Below are 17,740 nucleotides of genomic sequence, written 5' to 3'. Positions count from 1 at the left end.
TTTACTAAACTTAGATAATAAAAGCGAGTGTCTGAGCAAATATCACACACTGAAATATACGATCTGTTGGATAAAAGAGTTACCGTAGACTAAGTTATTGGTACTACAACAATTAAGTCAAAACTTAACCAGTATAAAATTTAAGGGGCGTAACGATGCAAATAAGTGCCGATGTTCATAACTACATGGAAACGCTAGTAGGGAGAGTGCTTGCGGAAGACTTTTATATTGAACGCTTTAATAACGAACAGTTGGCAGACTTAGCATGCTTGGCCTTAGGTCAACTACGACCAATTTATATAAGACACGATATTGATTTTTTATCTGCATTGCCTGAAGAAAGGTTAGTCGAACTTAAGGATAATGCTCGGATTGCTGTTGAATCTGCGCAAAGCTTGATCATCAATGACCGACGTCAACATCGGGAAGATGCTATCCCTGTTATTGTCGGTCAATTGAGATTTGATGACGATATTGAATTAGAATGGTTCGAGAAGCCACTTATTGAATCGAACAAACGATAAAGGAGTAAATGTGGGTTTTTTATCGCGTTTATTTGGTAGTTCCAAAAAACAAGCCGTTGAAACAGCGGCAGAACCAATCGAATACAAAGGTTTTTTAATTTATCAAGCAGCCATTGCAGAGTCTGGGCAATACCGAGTCGCAGGCCGAATTGAGAAAGAAATTGGTGGAGAGTTGCATAGCCACCGATTTATTCGTTCAGATGTACTTTCTAATCGCAATGATGCTGATGAGCTAATGTTAAAAAAATCACAAATGTTTATTGATCAAATGGGTGACAAAATCTTTTCTTAACGGGTATACCCTTCCTATTTGAAGTTGCAGCGGTGTTGGCTACGTTCACTCACTTGCCGTTCACTCACTTGCCGCCTACCTACAACTCCAAGTAGTTTAGGTATAAATCTTCGTTCAACAGTATGCAATTTGATAAAAATCATAATCATTAGAGCCATAAGTCGATACTCTTATGGCTCTTTATTTATGAGAAGCATGGCTAATTTACTGTTTTTATAGAAATTTGTAACAGGTGGTTTGACCTCTGCTTTGTTGAAGTACCATTGTTTTTTGGTGGCTTAACTACGACAATCGGTGGTTTCTCACAGTTATATGTAATAACACTTTGTTTATTTATTACAAAAAGCTTGCAGTTAGGCGAGCGGTTAGATAAAAACAGAATAATCATTGTGCCAATAGTCAAGGAATAACTATGCAAATTGGTGTACCAAAAGAAACACTTGCGGGTGAAACGCGAGTTGCTGCTTCGCCGAGTTCGGTAGCGCAGTTAATCAAGTTAGGGTTTGATGTCTCCATCGAAACACAAGCTGGTGCTTTAGCCAGTTTTGATGACGCTGCTTTTGAAGCGGCAGGAGCAAGCATTGTATCAGCACAGGATGTTTGGAATTCAGATCTGATTCTAAAAGTTAATGCCCCTATTGTTGATGCTGAAAAAGGCATTGATGAAATTGCATTGCTCAAAGAAGGGACAAGTTTGATCAGTTTTATCTGGCCTGCGCAAAACCCTGAATTGATGGAGCAATTATCAAGCAAAAAGATCAATGTGCTTGCAATGGACTCTGTACCACGTATCTCTAGGGCTCAGGCATTAGACGCCCTATCATCAATGGCAAATATTGCCGGTTACCGAGCAGTTGTAGAAGCTGCGCATGAGTTTGGCCGTTTCTTTACTGGTCAAATTACGGCAGCTGGTAAGGTTCCACCTGCAAAAGTCTTGGTAGCAGGTGCCGGTGTGGCTGGTTTGGCTGCCATTGGTGCTGCTGGTAGCCTTGGTGCTATTGTTCGTTCATTCGATGTTCGTCCAGAAGTAAAAGAGCAAGTGCAGTCAATGGGTGCCGAATTTTTGGAAGTCGACTTCCAAGAAGCTTCTGGTTCAGGTGATGGCTACGCGAAAGAAATGTCTGACGAGTTCAATAAGAAAGCGGCAGAACTCTACGCAGCACAAGCTAAAGACGTTGACATCATCATTACTACCGCATTAATTCCTGGTCGTCCAGCGCCTAAGTTAATCACCAAAGAAATGGTTGATAGCATGAAAGCAGGTAGTGTTATTGTTGACCTTGCGGCAGCCAATGGTGGTAACTGCGAATACACAGTTGCAGATCAAGTGATTACTACGGCTAATGGTGTGAAAGTTGTCGGTTATACTGACATGGTTGGCCGCTTGCCAACCCAGTCTTCTCAGCTTTATTCAACTAACTTGGTCAACTTACTGAAGCTACTATGCAAAGAAAAAGATGGCACCATCAACATTGATTTTGACGATGTTGTACTTCGTGGTGTTACGGTAGTGAAAGAGGGTGAAATCACCTGGCCAGCGCCACCTATTCAAGTTTCTGCACAACCTCAAGCAAAACCAGCTGCTGCAGTTAAACCAGAACCGAAAAAAGAAGAACCAACATCACCACTTAAGAAAGTCGTAGCGCTTGCTGCTGGGGTTGGGGCGTTTGCGTGGATAGCTTCAGTGGCGCCTGCTGCGTTTCTAAGCCATTTTACTGTTTTCGTTTTAGCCTGTGTTGTTGGTTATTACGTGGTATGGAACGTAACTCACTCTCTGCATACGCCATTAATGTCAGTAACCAATGCCATATCAGGCATCATTGTGGTCGGTGCATTGTTACAGATAGGTCAGGGCAGTGGCGTTGTTACTTTCTTGTCATTTATCGCCGTTCTAATTGCAAGCATTAACATTTTTGGTGGCTTTACAGTAACCAAACGTATGCTTGAAATGTTCCGTAAAGACTAAGGGAGTAATATATGTCTGCAGGATTAGTACAAGCCGCATATATTATTGCTGCTATATTTTTCATCATGAGTTTAGCTGGTTTATCCAAGCAGGAATCGGCAAGAGCTGGTAACTACTATGGTATTACTGGTATGGCGATCGCGCTGATTGCGACTATCTTCAGCCCTGGAGCGGAAGGTTTCGCTTGGGTGATACTTGCTATGGTTATTGGTGGCGGTATTGGTATTCATTTCGCTAAGAAAGTAGAAATGACCGAAATGCCTGAGCTAGTAGCCATATTACATAGCTTTGTCGGTATGGCCGCAGTACTGGTTGGTTACAACAGCTACATCGATGCGCCAGTAGTGCTTGATCACGCTGAGCATGTTATCCACTTGGTTGAAGTCTTCCTCGGGGTATTTATCGGTGCAGTAACCTTTACAGGTTCAATTGTTGCGTTTGGTAAACTTCGTGGAATCATTTCATCATCTTCACTTAATTTACCTCATAAACATAAGTTGAATTTAGCTGCCATCGTTATTTCGGCGTTGCTAATGGTCTACTTTGTTAAGCAAGACGGTAGTATGTTTGCACTATTGCTGATGACCTTGATTGCTTTTGCCTTTGGTTACCATTTAGTTGCATCGATTGGTGGTGCAGATATGCCAGTTGTGGTTTCTATGTTGAACTCATACTCTGGTTGGGCAGCAGCAGCAGCAGGCTTTATGCTAGCGAATGATCTATTGATCGTAACAGGTGCGTTGGTTGGTTCGTCTGGTGCCATTCTTTCTTACATTATGTGTAAAGCAATGAACCGCTCATTTATTAGCGTTATTGCCGGTGGTTTTGGTCAAGATGTCGTGGTAAGTGCTGACGTGGAATACGGCGAACACCGTGAAGCGAGTGCGGAAGACGTTGCTGAAATGCTCAAAAACTCTAAGTCAGTTATTATCACTCCAGGGTATGGCATGGCGGTTGCTCAAGCACAATATCCAGTTCATGAAATTACTGAAAAACTTCGCGCTCAAGGTATTAAAGTTCGTTTTGGTATTCACCCAGTCGCGGGTCGTTTACCTGGCCACATGAACGTGTTACTCGCTGAAGCAAAAGTGCCTTATGATATCGTTCTTGAAATGGATGAAATTAATGATGACTTTGCCGAAACCGATACGGTACTGGTGATCGGTGCAAACGATACAGTTAACCCTGCAGCGTTAGAAGATCCAAGCAGTCCTATTGCAGGTATGCCAGTATTAGAAGTATGGAATGCACAAAACGTCATTGTCTTTAAACGTTCAATGAATACTGGTTACGCTGGCGTGCAAAACCCACTATTCTTTAAAGAGAATACGCACATGCTCTTTGGTGATGCTAAAGAGAGCGTAGACGCGATATCTAAAGCGTTGTAATCTTTAACGATGCAAAAGAAGCCAGCCTATTGCTGGCTTCTTTTTTTTAACCATTATCATTACTGACATTGATATAACATATCTAATGTATTGCTAGCAGATAATGATCTACAATTTTACCATTCAACCATTTGATGAATATACAACTTGTTTAAAGCGATCAATCAATTTTTATGGGTCATCTTCACCCTGTTGCCAATTTATACTTATGCAGATTCGTTGCCTGAACGGATCGACCTATTTGTATCGCTTTTTGACTACGATTCTGCCAGTGTTAGTTATGACATTCGGATCTTGCAAGCAGAATACCCGACGCGCCTTTTAACACCAGAATCTATGCTACCCCAAACCGCTGAATACCCATTAAAAGATATTCAACTGTTGTATAAATTATCACAAAGTTGCACTGGTAAATTACCTCTTAGCCCATTGATTACTGAACCTTTAGTTTTTACTCGAGCGCTTTGCAAAGGCACAAAATTGACGCAAAGGTGGTTTGCTCGCAGTGCTCTAATTCATCCTGGCGGGGGGAGTTATGCAGCACGTTATATTGGTAAACACCCGGATAGTACTGCCGATTTGCAGAAATATATGCATATACAAGAACGACCAAAAGCTAGCCATGACACTCTACTTGGTCGTTTGCAAAGCATGAATGAAGAGACCATTACCGCACTTATTGCTGGCTCGACCATGTTCGTAGAGAACAAAGATCTCTGGCTGCGAAAAGGGGATGAATATTACATTTTCGATGAAGATATATGGTTAGATAATGCTAGTAAGGCTGGCCTTAGCTATGCCATGTCTTCACAAAATTCTACCTGCTTTGTGCAAAGAGGAAATATCTGCTGGGATGTAGAAGATCACTCTAACATTTTGCGCATAAGCATGGTGGTACTTGTTATCGCCAATATTATGCTCGTTTTAGGGTGGTCGGCTTATCGCTGGAATTCAAAACGGCAAGAAATGAAAAGTCGCATGTTAGTGCTACAGATTCTAACTCATGAGCTGCGCACTCCTATTGCTAGTTTGTCACTAACGGTTGAAGGTTTTCGACGAGAATTTGAACAGTTACCCGCTTCTGTTTATGATGAATTTAGGCGACTTTGTGAAGATTCAAGACGTTTGAGGCAATTAGCCGAAGCAAGTAAAGATTATTTGCAGTCCGATAACAAACCTCTTGCAACAGACTGGGTTCTTTCTGTAGAAGAGTGGTTACAATATAAAGTTGAAGAAGAGTTCAAAGAAGTGATTGAGCTCGAGATAAACAAAGACATAGCAGCTAAACTGAATGTGTATTGGCTGGGGACTTGTATCGATAATTTGATCCGAAATGCCATAAAATATGGTGTTGCACCGATTAAATTGCAGGTTATAACAAATAAAAGTTCCATTACGATAAAAGTCACTGACCAAGGTCAACTGACCAATAAAGACTGGCGAAGTGTACGTAAACCATTTGTGAGTAAAAGTGGCCTTGGTTTAGGCCTCACGATTGTAGAATCCATGGTTGGTCGGATGGGTGGTAAAATGAAGCTTATTGGACCACCAACCACATTTATATTGGAGATCCCCTGTGAAACAGACATTGCTTCTCGTTGAAGATGATAAAAACCTAGCTGACGGTTTACTGGTTAGCCTTGAGCAAGCTGGGTATGACTGTTTACATGCAGAAACGATTGCAGAAGTTAAGCAGCATTGGGATAGTGCTGATCTGGTTATTTTAGATAGACAGCTACCGGATGGCGACTCTGTTCAATCACTGCCGGAATGGAAAAAGATTAAAGAGGTTCCCGTCATTTTGTTAACTGCCTTGGTTACTGTGAAAGATAAAGTGGCAGGACTCGATGCAGGAGCAAATGATTATCTAACCAAACCTTTTGCTGAAGCCGAGCTGTTTGCTCGCATCCGCGCACAACTTAGATCTCCTGAAGGTGAAGGGCAAGATGATGCTAAAGTTGTCACCCCAAATTTAGTTATCGATAAGTCAACTCGCGAAGTCTTTTATAAAGATGAATCGATAACCTTAACTCGCACTGAATTTGATCTGTTGTTATTTTTGGCCAATAATTTAGGGCGTGTATTCACCCGCGACGAATTACTTGATCACGTTTGGGGATATAATCATTTCCCTACCACACGAACCGTGGATACGCATGTATTGCAATTAAGACAAAAGCTTCCTGGCTTAGAAATTGAAACACTACGCGGCGTCGGTTATAAGATGAAAGCGTAATGTTTCAATTACGAAGCGTTTTACTTGGCACACTAGCTTTTAGTGTGCCAATAACAGTGCAAAGTGATGAGTGGTTTGATAAAAACACACCACTCACCCAAGCACACCAGCACTTGCTGAACAATGACTTACAAGCCATGTTTGATTCTTTGGTCGAAGTTTGGCAGCTCGAACAAAATCGCAACATCAAGAGCCATCTTAATGATCTATTAATCCAATCATTAACTACTGATTGTGGTAAAGGTTTAGACAAGCGCCCACTACCTGAATGGCTCAAATCTATCACTATAAATCGCCAAGATATTCAAAGCCCTGGCCGAGATGCCTATCGTGTCGCCGTTGATGTTACATCAATCAACACTCTTGATAGCGTCGAACTAACAGAGTGGGTGGATAAACCTATTTCCAATGTCAATTCAGTCGATTCATATAACAATGGCAAGGATAGGAAAGAGCTTCGCTATGTTAAACGCTACGATTTAAACAGCAAACTCAGTATGGGTCTATACCGCCTTGATATAACCGCCAGTGATCAACAGTCTTGGAGTGCATGGGTTATTATAGGTGAGCCTAAAGCAAGACAAGTCGTCCGCTGGGCTTCAAAAGATGAGTGGCAAATTGAAAAAAAAGCGCTACTAAATCCATACTGCCCATTACCTGAGCTGAATGTATCACTCTATGATTATGTCGATGGACAGTATTCTAAGTTGTGGAGCAAAAGTTACGTGTCTGAATATCCAAACTCTTTAGAGGTGACGAATTTGTCCTCCGATAGATATGTATTGGCGGTAACAATGACTAGTCAGCGTTGGCAAGGTCCGATCACGATTGAGCAATCTCAAGTTATCAGTAAAACATATGATGTTTCTGTAGATGAATAACTAAAGATAATAGACAATAGGTCGTTATAGACTTAAAGGAATTAATACGTTTATAACACTATGAAAAAATTCATCAAAATACTGCCATTAACAATCGCGCTGACACCTTCTTTAGCAGTAGCGGCAAATTATGCCATTGAAGCCAGGGGCGATGCGATGGGTGGCGTTGGGGTTGTATCTGCTAATTTTCTAACCGCACCTTTTTATAACCCAGCTTTGGTAGCCATTTATCGCCGTAACGATGATGCAGGAATGATACTTCCAAGCATTGGTATTTCCTACAATGATGAAGACAAAATGGTGGATGATTTAGATAGCATATCTAGTATGCTAGATAATAAAAACTATCAAGATCTTCAGAAAACCTTAGACAATTTAGAAGGCGACAGCTTAAAAGCTGAAATTGGTGGTGTTGTTGCGTTTGCCATTCCGAATCAATTTATAGCAGCCAATCTGTTTGCAAAAGCATACACTGAAACTTTTGTTACTCCTGATATCTATACCGGTGGTAGTACCTCTGTCGAAAACGCAGAATTAAGCGCTGTAAATGCGGTGTCTGTTGGGGTAACTGAAATTGGGTTATCGTTAGCCAAATATCAAACATTTTTAGGTCAACACATTGCATTTGGTGTAACGCCAAAACTGCAACGAATCTACACTTATGTATATTCAGCAAGTGTGACTGATTATGATATTAAAGATGTAAGAGACAGTAGCCAAGGCGAAACCATATTCAACCTTGATGCGGGTGCATTATGGTTTTATGGACCACTTCGCGTTGGTTTCTCGGCAACCAACCTTATTCAGCGTGATATCAATACGCAGTCGTATACTAAAACACTGACAAGTAAGACTTCCGGACAAACAAGAGACATTAATCTTGGCTACGCATACCAAATGCGCCCATTGTATACCGTTGGTATTGGCCTAGTTGCCGATTATGCAACATTAAGTGTTGATTACGATCTTAATGAAGAAAAGCGTTATACAAACTTTGAAGACAACACACAAATGATCCGCATTGGTGGTGAAATTGACATTTTACGTCAATTAAAACTAAGGGCAGGGTACAACAAGAATTTAGCATACGACAATTTGGATGGCACCATTACCGCAGGTATAGGAATATCACCTTTAAACCTTTTTCAGTTGGATTTGGGTGCAAGTTACACTAATGAAAATGCTATGGGTGCATACATAAATTTCCTTGCTAGTTATTAACGCAGTCTTTATAGTCAGGCTCCTCAACATCAGGAGCCTTTTTTATGTTTGACGATCTCCCTACGTTATCCCACCAAGAACAGCAAGAAGCCGTTGAAAAAATCCAGCAGTTAATGACCCAAGGTATCAGTACCGCAGAAGCGATAAAAATTGTTGCTACTGAAATCAGAGCAGAAAAAGCGGCAGAAAATAAAGAATAACGATAACAGGGCACTTATTTAGTGCCTTTTTTGCGCCTATCTCAAATCCACCTCAGAAAAACCCCATCTAAAAAATCAATACAATCTATTTTCAATGTCCATATAACAAATAAAAACAATAGGTTACCGAAGAACAAAACACCAGCGAGCTATTCTGACAACTGGTGGGTGTAATAAAATTACAGAAGTAAGTTCTTCCGTCATTCTAGTTAATTGCGAGGTAGTGGATAATGCCACATCGAGACACTGTCACTTTAAAAGTAAAACAAGCAATCAACTTCAAGTTATTTGGGTATATACTGAACTCAGTACGCCAGAGAGTAATAAGTTGACCTTAAGTGTTGGGGTTACGTCACTTAAGGTTGATGATGATAATATTGACAACATTCTGCACCGTGCAGATCAGCTTCTATACAAAACGAAAAGCAAATAAATAACCAGTAAAGACTTTGAAGTAATTACACGGGCGTTAGCGAACCATTACTAAATTGCATCTACAACTGCAGTGCGCATTATATGTGTTATGTTAAATGTTGAGTGGGAGTAATATTGTACACCACCTCTTCTTTACACTTCTCGCATTGTGTCATTAAACATAAACCCATTTACCATAAAATACTTAATAGTCATATAGTTACCATTTTAACTATATGACTATATGACTATATGACTATTAATCTGAAAAGATCCAACATCAAAAATCCCAAAGTATGACTTTGGGATTTGAGTTATTTAGTCAGTCTTCATCATCTAATGGTACAAGTTTTGTGTTGCCACCATGATACTTCTCTCGTTGTTTTTGGATTAATGCATAGAAACCAGGGATCAAACATGTTCCCGCAAGAAGCACACATAGTAGTCCACCGATAAGTGATATACCGAGAGAGTTTTGACTGACATGCCCAGCCCCCGAAGCAAAAATCAGAGGGAAAATACCTAAGATAAATGACCACGATGTCATATTCACGGCACGAAAACGTAATTTACCACCATGAACCGCGGCTTCATCAATAGCAATATCTTTCTCTTCTCGCTCCATTTTTGCGAACTCTACTATTAAGATAGCATTCTTTGCAGCTAATGCTATCAGCAGGACTAGACCGATTTGAGCATACAAATTCAATGGCATTCCCATTAGGTTAAGAGCTAAGAATGAACCTAAGGTTGCAATCGGCACCACTAAAATGATGGCTAACGGAATACTCCAACTTTCATACTGTGCCACCATAAACAAATAGATGAAAATGAGCGCAAGCGCAAAAGCAAAAATGGCTTGGTTGCCCGCGAGAACTTCCTGATAGGCCATACCTGTCCATTCGTATTGGTAACCTTGCGGCAATACTTGAGCAGCAACTCGCTCCATCGCAGCAATAGCATCACCACTGGAGTAACCCGGAGCAGGTTGACCTTGGATAATCGCGCTGCGGTACATGTTATAGCGCCATGCCACATCCGGTTCAAACACTTGTGTATGACTAACTAGTGTACTTAACGGAATCATTGTTCCATTAGCAGAGCGCACATGGAACTGCTCAAGGTTTTCCATGCTATTACGATGTTCACTATCAGCTTGCATTGTCACACGGAAATTTTTACCAAACATAGTAAAGTCATTAACGTAAACTGAGCCTAAGTTACCCTGTAGCGTTTGAAATATTGAGGATAAAGGAATACCTAACTGTTTTGCCTTTTCACGGTCAATATCCACATAATAGTGAGGAACGTTGGCTCGGAATGTACTAAATGTATAAGCAATTTCAGGTTGTTGATTAGCAGCCTGAAGCATTTCACCCATTACCATCGCTAAATCGGTACGGCTACGACCCAATGTATCTTCCAGTACAAATTCAAATCCGGAAGCGGCTCCCATGCCAGGCACTGCAGGAGGCCCCATTGCAAATACAACCGCGTGTGGTATTTCCAAAGCGGCACGGCCATTAATCCGCGACGAAATTGCAGCTGCTGAATGATCGCCAGCTAGGCTGTTGCGCATATCCCAACTGTGTAATTTAACAAACAGAGATGCCCCGTTTGATGCAGCGGCACCAGTCATGAATGAATAGCCATTGGCAACGGTAACGCCATCAACCCCCTGCTCTTCTTCAAGAATTTGCATCAGTTGTGAAGTCACTTCTTCCGTTCGAGATAAAGAAGCAGAGTCAGGTAATTGAACATTGACTAATAATATTCCCTTATCTTCCTGTGGAACGAAAGCAGTTGAAGTATTTTTAGCAAAGAACGAGACAGCAGCAAGTGCAAGTAGGAAGAAAGTAATCAGCAGTAAAGATTTTTTAACCAAGAAACCTGCAATTTGACCGTAGCCTTGTGTCACTTTGTCTAAGCCTCGGTTAAAAGCCTTAAACCAACTTGCCGTATTTTCACCGCCTTGTTTCAGAACCAGTGAACACAGCGCAGGAGACAGAGTTAGTGCATTAATCGATGAAATAACAACTGAAATACAGATAGTTAATGCGAACTGTCGATACATGATACCTGTGATACCGGGTAGCATGGCGACAGGAAGAAATACCGCAAGTAATACAAGCGTTGAAGTGATAATTGGGCCTGTTACCTCCTTCATTGCGATAAGCGTTGCCTTACGCGGAGACATCGTTGGATCTTTAGCCATTGTTGTATCTACGTTTTCAATCACCAAAATAGCGTCATCAACAACAATACCAATGGCTAAAATAAGACCAAACAAAGTCACAGTATTAATCGTGAAGCCGGTAGTTTGCATAATGGCAAATGTACCAATCAATGAGACTGGAATGGCAAAAACGGGAATCAGGGTTGCGCGTGCGCTACCCAAAAATAAGTAAGTGACGGCAATAACCAGTAATATCGCTTCGATCAGCGTTTTAACCACACCTTTGATAGATTCAGCAACAAACACGGTTGTGTCATAACTGGTTTCAAAGGCCATGCCATCTGGAAAATTATGGCTAAGTTGTTGTAACAACGCCATAACGGCTTTACCGCTTTCCAACGCGTTGGCGTCTGATTGTAATGATAATGCAACGATCGATGCTTCTTGGCCTCGGAATGTACCGTTACCATCATAGAATTTTTTGCCTAATTCAACCCGTGCGACGTCCTTCAAGTAAACCGTAGAGCCATCAGGATTCGAACGCAAAATAACATTTTCAAACTCACCGACACTTTCCAAACGCCCTTTTGTTACCAGATTAAACTGCACCTCTTGAGCACTACTATATGGAGCAGCGCCAATACGCCCCGCTGCAACTTGCACATTCTGCTCAGTTAAAGCGGATTGAATATCGGACGTTGTTAATTTTAAATTAGCCATTTTTTCTGGGTTAAGCCAAATACGCATTGCATATTCGCCCCCACCAATGACATTAACCTCACTAATACCTTTTACACGTGCGAGTTGATCTTTAACGTTAAGGTTGATGTAGTTAATCAGAAATTGGTCGTCATATTTTCCATCCGGTGAATAGAAATTGAGTACCATTAACAGATCTGGCGAACGTTTTTTCACGGTGACGCCAGCCATTCTCACTTCTTGTGGAAGCTTGGACTCGATCTGAGCAACACGGTTTTGGACGTTAACTTGTGCCATATCAGGGTCAGTACCAACATCGAATGTCACGTTTAGGCTGTACGAGCCATCATTGGCACTTTTCGAGGACATGTAGATCATGTTCTCGACACCGTTTACTGACGTCTCTATGGGGTCAGCAATAGCTTGTTCGACAACTTCGGCACTTGCACCAGTATAAAACGCCGTCACGCTAACAGATGGCGGGCTGATCTTCGGATATTCAGCGACGGGTAAAATAGCCAGGGATATCGCCCCTGCTAAAGTAAGAATAATAGATATGACCAATGCAAACTTAGGTCTTTGAATAAAGAAACGACTTAACATTTCGCCTCCTTATTGATTGGTCGTTGTTGGCGTTTGAGTACGAACTTCAACACCATTGCGGACACGTTGTAGACCTTGGGTGATCACCACATCATTAAGTGATAGGCCTTGATTGATGCTAATACCTTGCTCAACTTGAGGCCCCAAGTCGACATTGCGACGTTCTGCAATATTATCGTCTGACATCACCATAACAAAATCACCCTCTAGGTCTGTTTGGACTGCACGACGTGGGATAACGATAACATTTTTAGCAACGCTTTCACGAAGGTTGATTTTGATGTGTTGGCCGGGAAGAAGTCGCTGCTCGGGGTTGGGAATAACGGCACGCATATCAATAGTGCCAGTATCTAGATTGATTCGATTGCCTAAGTAATTTAGCTGACCTAAATAAGGATATTGCTCGCCATTCTCGAGTTCAAGTAGCACTTCAACACCATTCGCTTGCGTTGCGCCATCACCTTTAATTTTATCCATACCTAAGGCAATACGCTCTCGTTCACTAACACTAAAAGCCGTATTGATAGGATCTAAGCTCACAAGCGTAGCCAAAATGCCCGTTGATGCAGAAACTAAATCACCAGAACTAACTTTACTATCACTAATACGGCCATTAAAAGGGGCCCGTATTTGAGTGTATGAAAGATTAACTTCAGCGAGCTTTAGCTTTGCTTTTGCCGCTTCTAATTCAGCTCGCCCACCATGTAATGCCGCCGTTAATGCATCAAATTCAGATTGCGAAATGCTACCACGCGGAAGGAGTTCATTGCCTCTCACATGGTCAAGCTGTGCTTTTTTAAGTACGGCATTAGCTTGCGCTACGGCCGCTTTTGCACTTGCTAGCTGAGCTTCAAATGACGATGGCTCGATGGTGTACAACAAATCACCCTTTTCGACCAGTTGTCCCTCTTTGAAATGACGGGCCTGCAAGTAACCAGAAACGTGAGCAGTAATATTTGTGTCTTCTATCGCTTCGATACGGCCAATATAAGATTTACTTTGTTGATGTTCGACAAGGATAACCCGTTGTGTTTCAACAAGTGGCAATGGTGTTTGGGTTTGAATGTTTTCCGTTTCACCGCACCCAACTAAGATGAGTGTTGTAGCAATAAGTGCCGCAAGTGGTTTCTTTTGCATTATTTATAATCTTATTAGAACATGATTCGTTAAAAATACAGCAAGCATACCGCTTGATTTGTCAGAAAAATTAAAGAAGATAAAAAGGAAGTGTTTCAAACTGTAACTCGATGAAAATATAAGAAAACATCGTGATAAAAGCACAGTAAATGTTGCTTTGTTGTTTCGCTCTCGATAATTTGCTCACACGAGAGATACATGGAGTTTAAACAGTGAGCGCTAAGAAAATAAGAGGGATCATCATTTAGAAATGACAAGCAAGTTCTAGCTAGTGAGAGGATGAGCTTTAAATATTCCCCCAATCACATTGTTTATCATACTCATGGGGGCTATTGTTCTATTTAAGCATCAACCACCAGATAGCTTAACGATTAAACCTTTCTTTTCGAGGTGAACCTTCACCTTATCTCGCACATCACCTTGTATTTCGATGTCGCCATCTTTCACTGAACCGCCACATCCACATACTTTTTTCAATTCTGCTGCCAATAATTTTAATGGTGCATCATCCAAGTCTAGTCCGGTAATTATGCTCACGCCTTTACCTTTTCGGCCTTTGGTTTGGCGATGAATTCTGACAATACCATCACCTTTCGGCCGTTCTACTTTCTCAGGTTCTGATTTAATACGACCTAAATCAGTTGAATATACAAGCGTCATAAATTATTACTTCTTCATTTGTTCTGCTTTTTGCTTTGCTAGCAAAAAAGCTTCGATATGTTTTTGAATAGCCACTTTAGAACCTTTGATTAAGCGACCATTAAAAAAGCAATACCAAGCGTTAGCTTCACCGGTATCGTTTTTAAGAGTAAATCCACCAAATTGTTCTTGGTGCCCAGAGGTTACATTCCGTTTTTGTCCAACAGAATTGAATTCACGCGGGTCAATAATAGATGCTGTATCACACCACCAGTCTATGCTTTTTTTCACCGCAGCAAGGTTTCCAGTCAAAACATGGTTTTTAATTTTCACTTGCCATATTTCAGTGGAATTAGGAGCCGATTTAAGGTTAAAACCTCGATATATCGAAATAGCCATATTTTATCTGGTCTTTTAATTGTGGTTAATTAAATAATAATTGTATCTACGCCGTTATCAAGTATATTTATTGATAATTTTTGTTGTTATAGTGCATTAAGATGAGAAAAAACATTCCCGTCATCACAGATCCTATTATTTTAAAACAAAAGCTTAGTGAATTTTCTTCACCCATTCGTTTAGAGCAGTTCCAACAACTAGTACAAAATCAATATTCCAGAAATTCTTTACTCGCGATGACAAAAGATTGGAATCACTTTGTTTCTTTCTGTATTTCCAAGCATGTATCTTCTTTGCCAGCGTCAGTGGCAGCGGTTAGGCAATTTATTGAATATGAAGCAAGAGCTCGCAAATACTCGACCATAAGACGTTACGCGGTCACCATTGGTATCATGCACTCATTACTCTCTTTAAATGATCCAACCACAAATCGTAAAGTTCAGATGTCACTTGCAAACCTCAGACTAGAGAAGTTAGATGACGCAAAACAAGCAATGCCATTTACCCAAAAGCATCTATTCGCCTTGGATGAGCGACTCTCACGTTCTGAATATAAAAAAGATATCCGAGATCTCGCTATTTATTACGTGATGTTTGAATGCGTGCTCAAACGAGGAGAACTTAAATTCTTCGAGCGTGAACAAATCAGTATAGATAATGAGTTAGCCATAACAGTACATGTTGGGGAAGCAAACTATTCTCTTTCCGATAGGGCTTCATTAGCGCTTAATCGTTGGCTGACAATTGTTAACAGAAATGAAGGTATTGTTTTTTGCTCTATAGATCGTCACGGTAATATTTCTTCAAAATCGCTCAATGATGCGTCGATTTTTCGTATTTTGCGTAATGCAGGTAAACAGCTAGGTCTGATGAACCTAAAATTTTCAGGCCAATCGACACGAATAGGAGCGGCGCAAGAATTAGCGAAGCAAGGTTATAAGATGAGAGATATTCAACAATTTGGACGGTGGTTAAGCCCTGCGATGCCAGCCCAATATATTGGTAAAACTCACACCGCAGAACAGGAGAAAATGAAATTTAAAACGATTAAACCTTGGTTTTGAGTGACGTTGTCACGCAGTTTGCAAGGAATTCATGAAAACAATGGCCGTTATGTTCCAGCATTTTCGGGAACATTGAAATCGGAGTCATGCCTGGGAAGGTATTGACTTCATTTAGATAAATTGCACCATCGGCCGTTAAAAAGAAATCAATTCGAGATAAGTGTCTTAACTTCATATGCGTAAACACTTTTTCTGCACAATGCCTTATCGATGCTAACTGCTGATCCGTAAGATTTTTTGCTTCAATTTCCGTCATTGAATGGCTATCTGCACTGTATTTTTCTTCATAAGTATAAAACGCATCTTCTGGAGCAATCACTTCTCCTGGTTTAGATAAATACAGAACATCATCAATTTGGTAAGCCGCAACTTCTAGTTCACGTGGTTTGAGTGCCTTTTCAACCAGCACCTGCTCTGAATAACTGAATGCAGAATCAATCGCTGTAGCTAACTGCTGAACATTTGTGACCTTGTAACATCCAACCGATGAACCTTGCCGTGCAGCTTTTACAAATATGGCGCCCCACTCTGATAATGCTTTTTCGCATTGCTGATAAGCTTGGGCATTGTTGTCAGTCAAAAATAAATAAGGCGTATTTGGGATGCCCAGAGCGTCATACCACAGCTTGGAAGTGATTTTATTAAAGCTGTTAGAGCTGGCTTCAGGACCACAGCCTAGATAAGGAATGCCAGCTAATTCAAGCATGGATTGAATATCGCCAGTTTCCCCTGGAAATCCATGGATACATGGCACGACAAAGTCGATTTTTGTCGAACTACTGCTAGTGTTTAACGTTGCAGCATTGGTATCTAAATAACTCAACTCACCTTGCTCGCTGTACCAACCATCATCTTTCATTTCAACCCGAATAACATTGAAACTCTTTGTCATCTCAAGTTGAGCTTGTAAATAGTTAGCAGAAACAAGCGATACTTCATGCTCAGAAGAACCGCCACCACACAGTAGAAGGATTGTTGTTGTCATTAAAATCTGTCCGTGATGTTACTAGATAAGCTAATTAAACATCATAATCAATTCAGCAAGAAGTTACACAATTTTAGCTAAGCAAATGTAATTTTTGGACTTAACTGCTTAAATACCAAACAATTAAGGGGCTTTCGCCCCTCTTTAACATAAGTAGTCCGTATAGTTCAACAGAGGTTAATTTAACTTGTTGAGCGTTGGAAACTCAGAATTCTTAATAGCATCGATGCTTTTCGCGAACGGCTTCATTGCTTGGAATTCAGCGGGAAGCGTATTGATAGCTTCTAGTGCATCCGAACGTGTTGCATAATCCCCATAAAGAACGGTATACCACTTAGTGCCATTTACGACTTTGTAGTTTTCCCAAATCGGTTGATTGTCAGCAGTCGGTAATTTGCTCGCGAATTGATCAACTTTGGTTTGTGAACCAACAGCAACCACCTGAATCGTGTAGCCAAAACGTGGGTTCATTGCTTTTTGTTTGGCGGTTGGTGGAATAATAGCAACCGCAGGTTTAGTTTGAGCGACTTGTTTTTCTACAGCTTTTGGCGGCATTTTTACAACGTTTGGTTCAACGTTGCTTTCAGAAATCCCATTCGCCATACCATCTTGAGTCATTACTGGTTGCTGTACAGAGGCGACTTTGTACTCTTCGCGGTGACTTTCAGAGGTCACATCAGTAATGTAAGTATCTGAAGCACAAGCAGCCAAAAGGACGGATAAACCGACAATTGCTATTTTTTTCATGAAATGTTCAACGCCTTAAGTAGAAATTACTATAAATCATGCCGATAGCGACGCCCAGAATCAAGTGCGCTTTTTAATTATATACCCTTACATTGTGATTTGTGGCACAAAGTCGCATATGTCCGCTGCCAAAACGATCACATTCAAACGAATATCGCCAACAAGTTCA

Annotated in this window: 16 protein-coding genes; 10 read left to right on the top strand and 6 right to left on the bottom strand. The window is 40.9% G+C overall.

The features are described from left to right. The first annotated feature begins 155 nt into the window (after positions 1-155). From EYW48_RS16430 to EYW48_RS16390, 9 genes are all read left to right on the top strand, one after another. Positions 156-524, top strand: coding sequence for a late competence development ComFB family protein (locus EYW48_RS16430; protein WP_274693616.1), 369 nt, complete (start codon positions 156-158; stop codon positions 522-524). A 10-nt stretch (positions 525-534) separates the two neighbouring features. After that, the gene (locus EYW48_RS16425) at positions 535-816 is read left to right on the top strand and encodes an HlyU family transcriptional regulator (RefSeq protein ID WP_053312093.1); all 282 of its coding nucleotides are present in this window, start codon (positions 535-537) and stop codon (positions 814-816) included. A gap of 412 nt (positions 817-1,228) precedes the next feature. After that, positions 1,229-2,782: a Re/Si-specific NAD(P)(+) transhydrogenase subunit alpha gene (locus EYW48_RS16420; protein ID WP_171980385.1), complete on the top strand. Its 1,554-nt coding sequence runs from the start codon at positions 1,229-1,231 to the stop codon at positions 2,780-2,782. 11 nt (positions 2,783-2,793) lie between these two features. Further along, positions 2,794-4,170: a Re/Si-specific NAD(P)(+) transhydrogenase subunit beta gene (gene pntB / locus EYW48_RS16415; protein ID WP_277432685.1), complete on the top strand. Its 1,377-nt coding sequence runs from the start codon at positions 2,794-2,796 to the stop codon at positions 4,168-4,170. A gap of 147 nt (positions 4,171-4,317) precedes the next feature. Next, entirely contained in the window at positions 4,318-5,772 is a 1,455-nt protein-coding gene (vxrA, locus tag EYW48_RS16410) for a sensor histidine kinase VxrA (RefSeq protein WP_301002765.1), read from the top strand. Next, positions 5,747-6,406, top strand: coding sequence for a response regulator transcription factor VxrB (vxrB, locus tag EYW48_RS16405; RefSeq protein ID WP_171980386.1), 660 nt, complete (start codon positions 5,747-5,749; stop codon positions 6,404-6,406). The genes vxrA and vxrB overlap by 26 nt, the downstream gene beginning before the upstream one ends. Continuing rightward, entirely contained in the window at positions 6,406-7,287 is an 882-nt protein-coding gene (locus EYW48_RS16400) for a DUF2861 family protein (RefSeq protein ID WP_168524671.1), read from the top strand. Before vxrB ends, EYW48_RS16400 begins: the two co-directional genes overlap by 1 nt. Positions 7,288-7,347: 60 nt before the next feature. Beyond that, complete coding sequence (locus EYW48_RS16395; protein ID WP_277432684.1) at positions 7,348-8,508, top strand: conjugal transfer protein TraF; 1,161 nt, start codon at positions 7,348-7,350, stop codon at positions 8,506-8,508. Positions 8,509-8,552: 44 nt separating this feature from the next. Then, positions 8,553-8,708, top strand: a complete 156-nt coding sequence (locus tag EYW48_RS16390; protein ID WP_168524669.1) for a YoaH family protein — start codon at positions 8,553-8,555, stop codon at positions 8,706-8,708. Between the two features lie 736 nt (positions 8,709-9,444). On the opposite strand, the gene EYW48_RS16385 is transcribed toward EYW48_RS16390, so the two are convergent. From EYW48_RS16385 to EYW48_RS16370, 4 genes are all read right to left on the bottom strand, one after another. Beyond that, positions 9,445-12,600 (bottom strand): efflux RND transporter permease subunit, encoded by a 3,156-nt coding sequence (locus EYW48_RS16385; RefSeq protein ID WP_261918711.1) that lies wholly within the window; start codon positions 12,598-12,600, stop codon positions 9,445-9,447. Positions 12,601-12,609: 9 nt separating this feature from the next. Further along, a complete protein-coding gene (locus EYW48_RS16380; protein WP_277432683.1) occupies positions 12,610-13,737 on the bottom strand; it encodes an efflux RND transporter periplasmic adaptor subunit in 1,128 nt (375 codons plus the stop codon). A gap of 348 nt (positions 13,738-14,085) precedes the next feature. After that, positions 14,086-14,397 (bottom strand): stress response translation initiation inhibitor YciH, encoded by a 312-nt coding sequence (gene yciH, locus EYW48_RS16375; RefSeq protein ID WP_053312100.1) that lies wholly within the window; start codon positions 14,395-14,397, stop codon positions 14,086-14,088. A 6-nt stretch (positions 14,398-14,403) separates the two neighbouring features. After that, entirely contained in the window at positions 14,404-14,775 is a 372-nt protein-coding gene (locus EYW48_RS16370; protein WP_053312101.1) for a DUF3319 domain-containing protein, read from the bottom strand. Between the two features lie 101 nt (positions 14,776-14,876). Between EYW48_RS16370 and EYW48_RS16365 the strand changes: the two genes are divergently transcribed. Continuing rightward, the gene (locus EYW48_RS16365; protein WP_261918710.1) at positions 14,877-15,839 is read left to right on the top strand and encodes a tyrosine-type recombinase/integrase; all 963 of its coding nucleotides are present in this window, start codon (positions 14,877-14,879) and stop codon (positions 15,837-15,839) included. On the opposite strand, the gene EYW48_RS16360 is transcribed toward EYW48_RS16365, so the two are convergent. Together EYW48_RS16360 and EYW48_RS16355 are read right to left on the bottom strand one after the other, a co-directional pair. Further along, entirely contained in the window at positions 15,823-16,824 is a 1,002-nt protein-coding gene (locus EYW48_RS16360; protein ID WP_261918709.1) for a D-alanine--D-alanine ligase, read from the bottom strand. The genes EYW48_RS16365 and EYW48_RS16360 overlap by 17 nt on opposite strands. Positions 16,825-17,001: 177 nt before the next feature. Continuing rightward, a complete protein-coding gene (locus tag EYW48_RS16355; RefSeq protein WP_053312104.1) occupies positions 17,002-17,571 on the bottom strand; it encodes an SPOR domain-containing protein in 570 nt (189 codons plus the stop codon). Positions 17,572-17,740 lie beyond the last annotated feature (169 nt).

Origin of the sequence: Vibrio sp. 1180_3 (assembly GCF_029478545.1) — a bacterium.
Lineage (GTDB): Bacteria > Pseudomonadota > Gammaproteobacteria > Enterobacterales > Vibrionaceae > Vibrio > Vibrio aestuarianus.
Note: the sequence above shows the minus strand (reverse complement) of the source record. Positions and strands in the feature narration are given on the sequence as shown.

Bases quoted from the DNA above. Each gene is read 5' to 3' on its own strand.
- EYW48_RS16430 (WP_274693616.1), top strand. From the start codon at position 156: ATGCAAATAAGTGCCGATGTTCATAACTACATGGAAACGCTAGTAGGG.
- EYW48_RS16420 (WP_171980385.1), top strand. From the start codon at position 1,229: ATGCAAATTGGTGTACCAAAAGAAACACTTGCGGGTGAAACGCGAGTT.
- pntB (WP_277432685.1), top strand. From the start codon at position 2,794: ATGTCTGCAGGATTAGTACAAGCCGCATATATTATTGCTGCTATATTT.
- EYW48_RS16400 (WP_168524671.1), top strand. From the start codon at position 6,406: ATGTTTCAATTACGAAGCGTTTTACTTGGCACACTAGCTTTTAGTGTG.
- EYW48_RS16395 (WP_277432684.1), top strand. From the start codon at position 7,348: ATGAAAAAATTCATCAAAATACTGCCATTAACAATCGCGCTGACACCT.
- EYW48_RS16390 (WP_168524669.1), top strand. From the start codon at position 8,553: ATGTTTGACGATCTCCCTACGTTATCCCACCAAGAACAGCAAGAAGCC.
- EYW48_RS16385 (WP_261918711.1), bottom strand. From the start codon at position 12,600: ATGTTAAGTCGTTTCTTTATTCAAAGACCTAAGTTTGCATTGGTCATA.
- EYW48_RS16380 (WP_277432683.1), bottom strand. From the start codon at position 13,737: ATGCAAAAGAAACCACTTGCGGCACTTATTGCTACAACACTCATCTTA.
- yciH (WP_053312100.1), bottom strand. From the start codon at position 14,397: ATGACGCTTGTATATTCAACTGATTTAGGTCGTATTAAATCAGAACCT.
- EYW48_RS16370 (WP_053312101.1), bottom strand. From the start codon at position 14,775: ATGGCTATTTCGATATATCGAGGTTTTAACCTTAAATCGGCTCCTAAT.
- EYW48_RS16365 (WP_261918710.1), top strand. From the start codon at position 14,877: ATGAGAAAAAACATTCCCGTCATCACAGATCCTATTATTTTAAAACAA.
- EYW48_RS16360 (WP_261918709.1), bottom strand. From the start codon at position 16,824: ATGACAACAACAATCCTTCTACTGTGTGGTGGCGGTTCTTCTGAGCAT.
- EYW48_RS16355 (WP_053312104.1), bottom strand. From the start codon at position 17,571: ATGAAAAAAATAGCAATTGTCGGTTTATCCGTCCTTTTGGCTGCTTGT.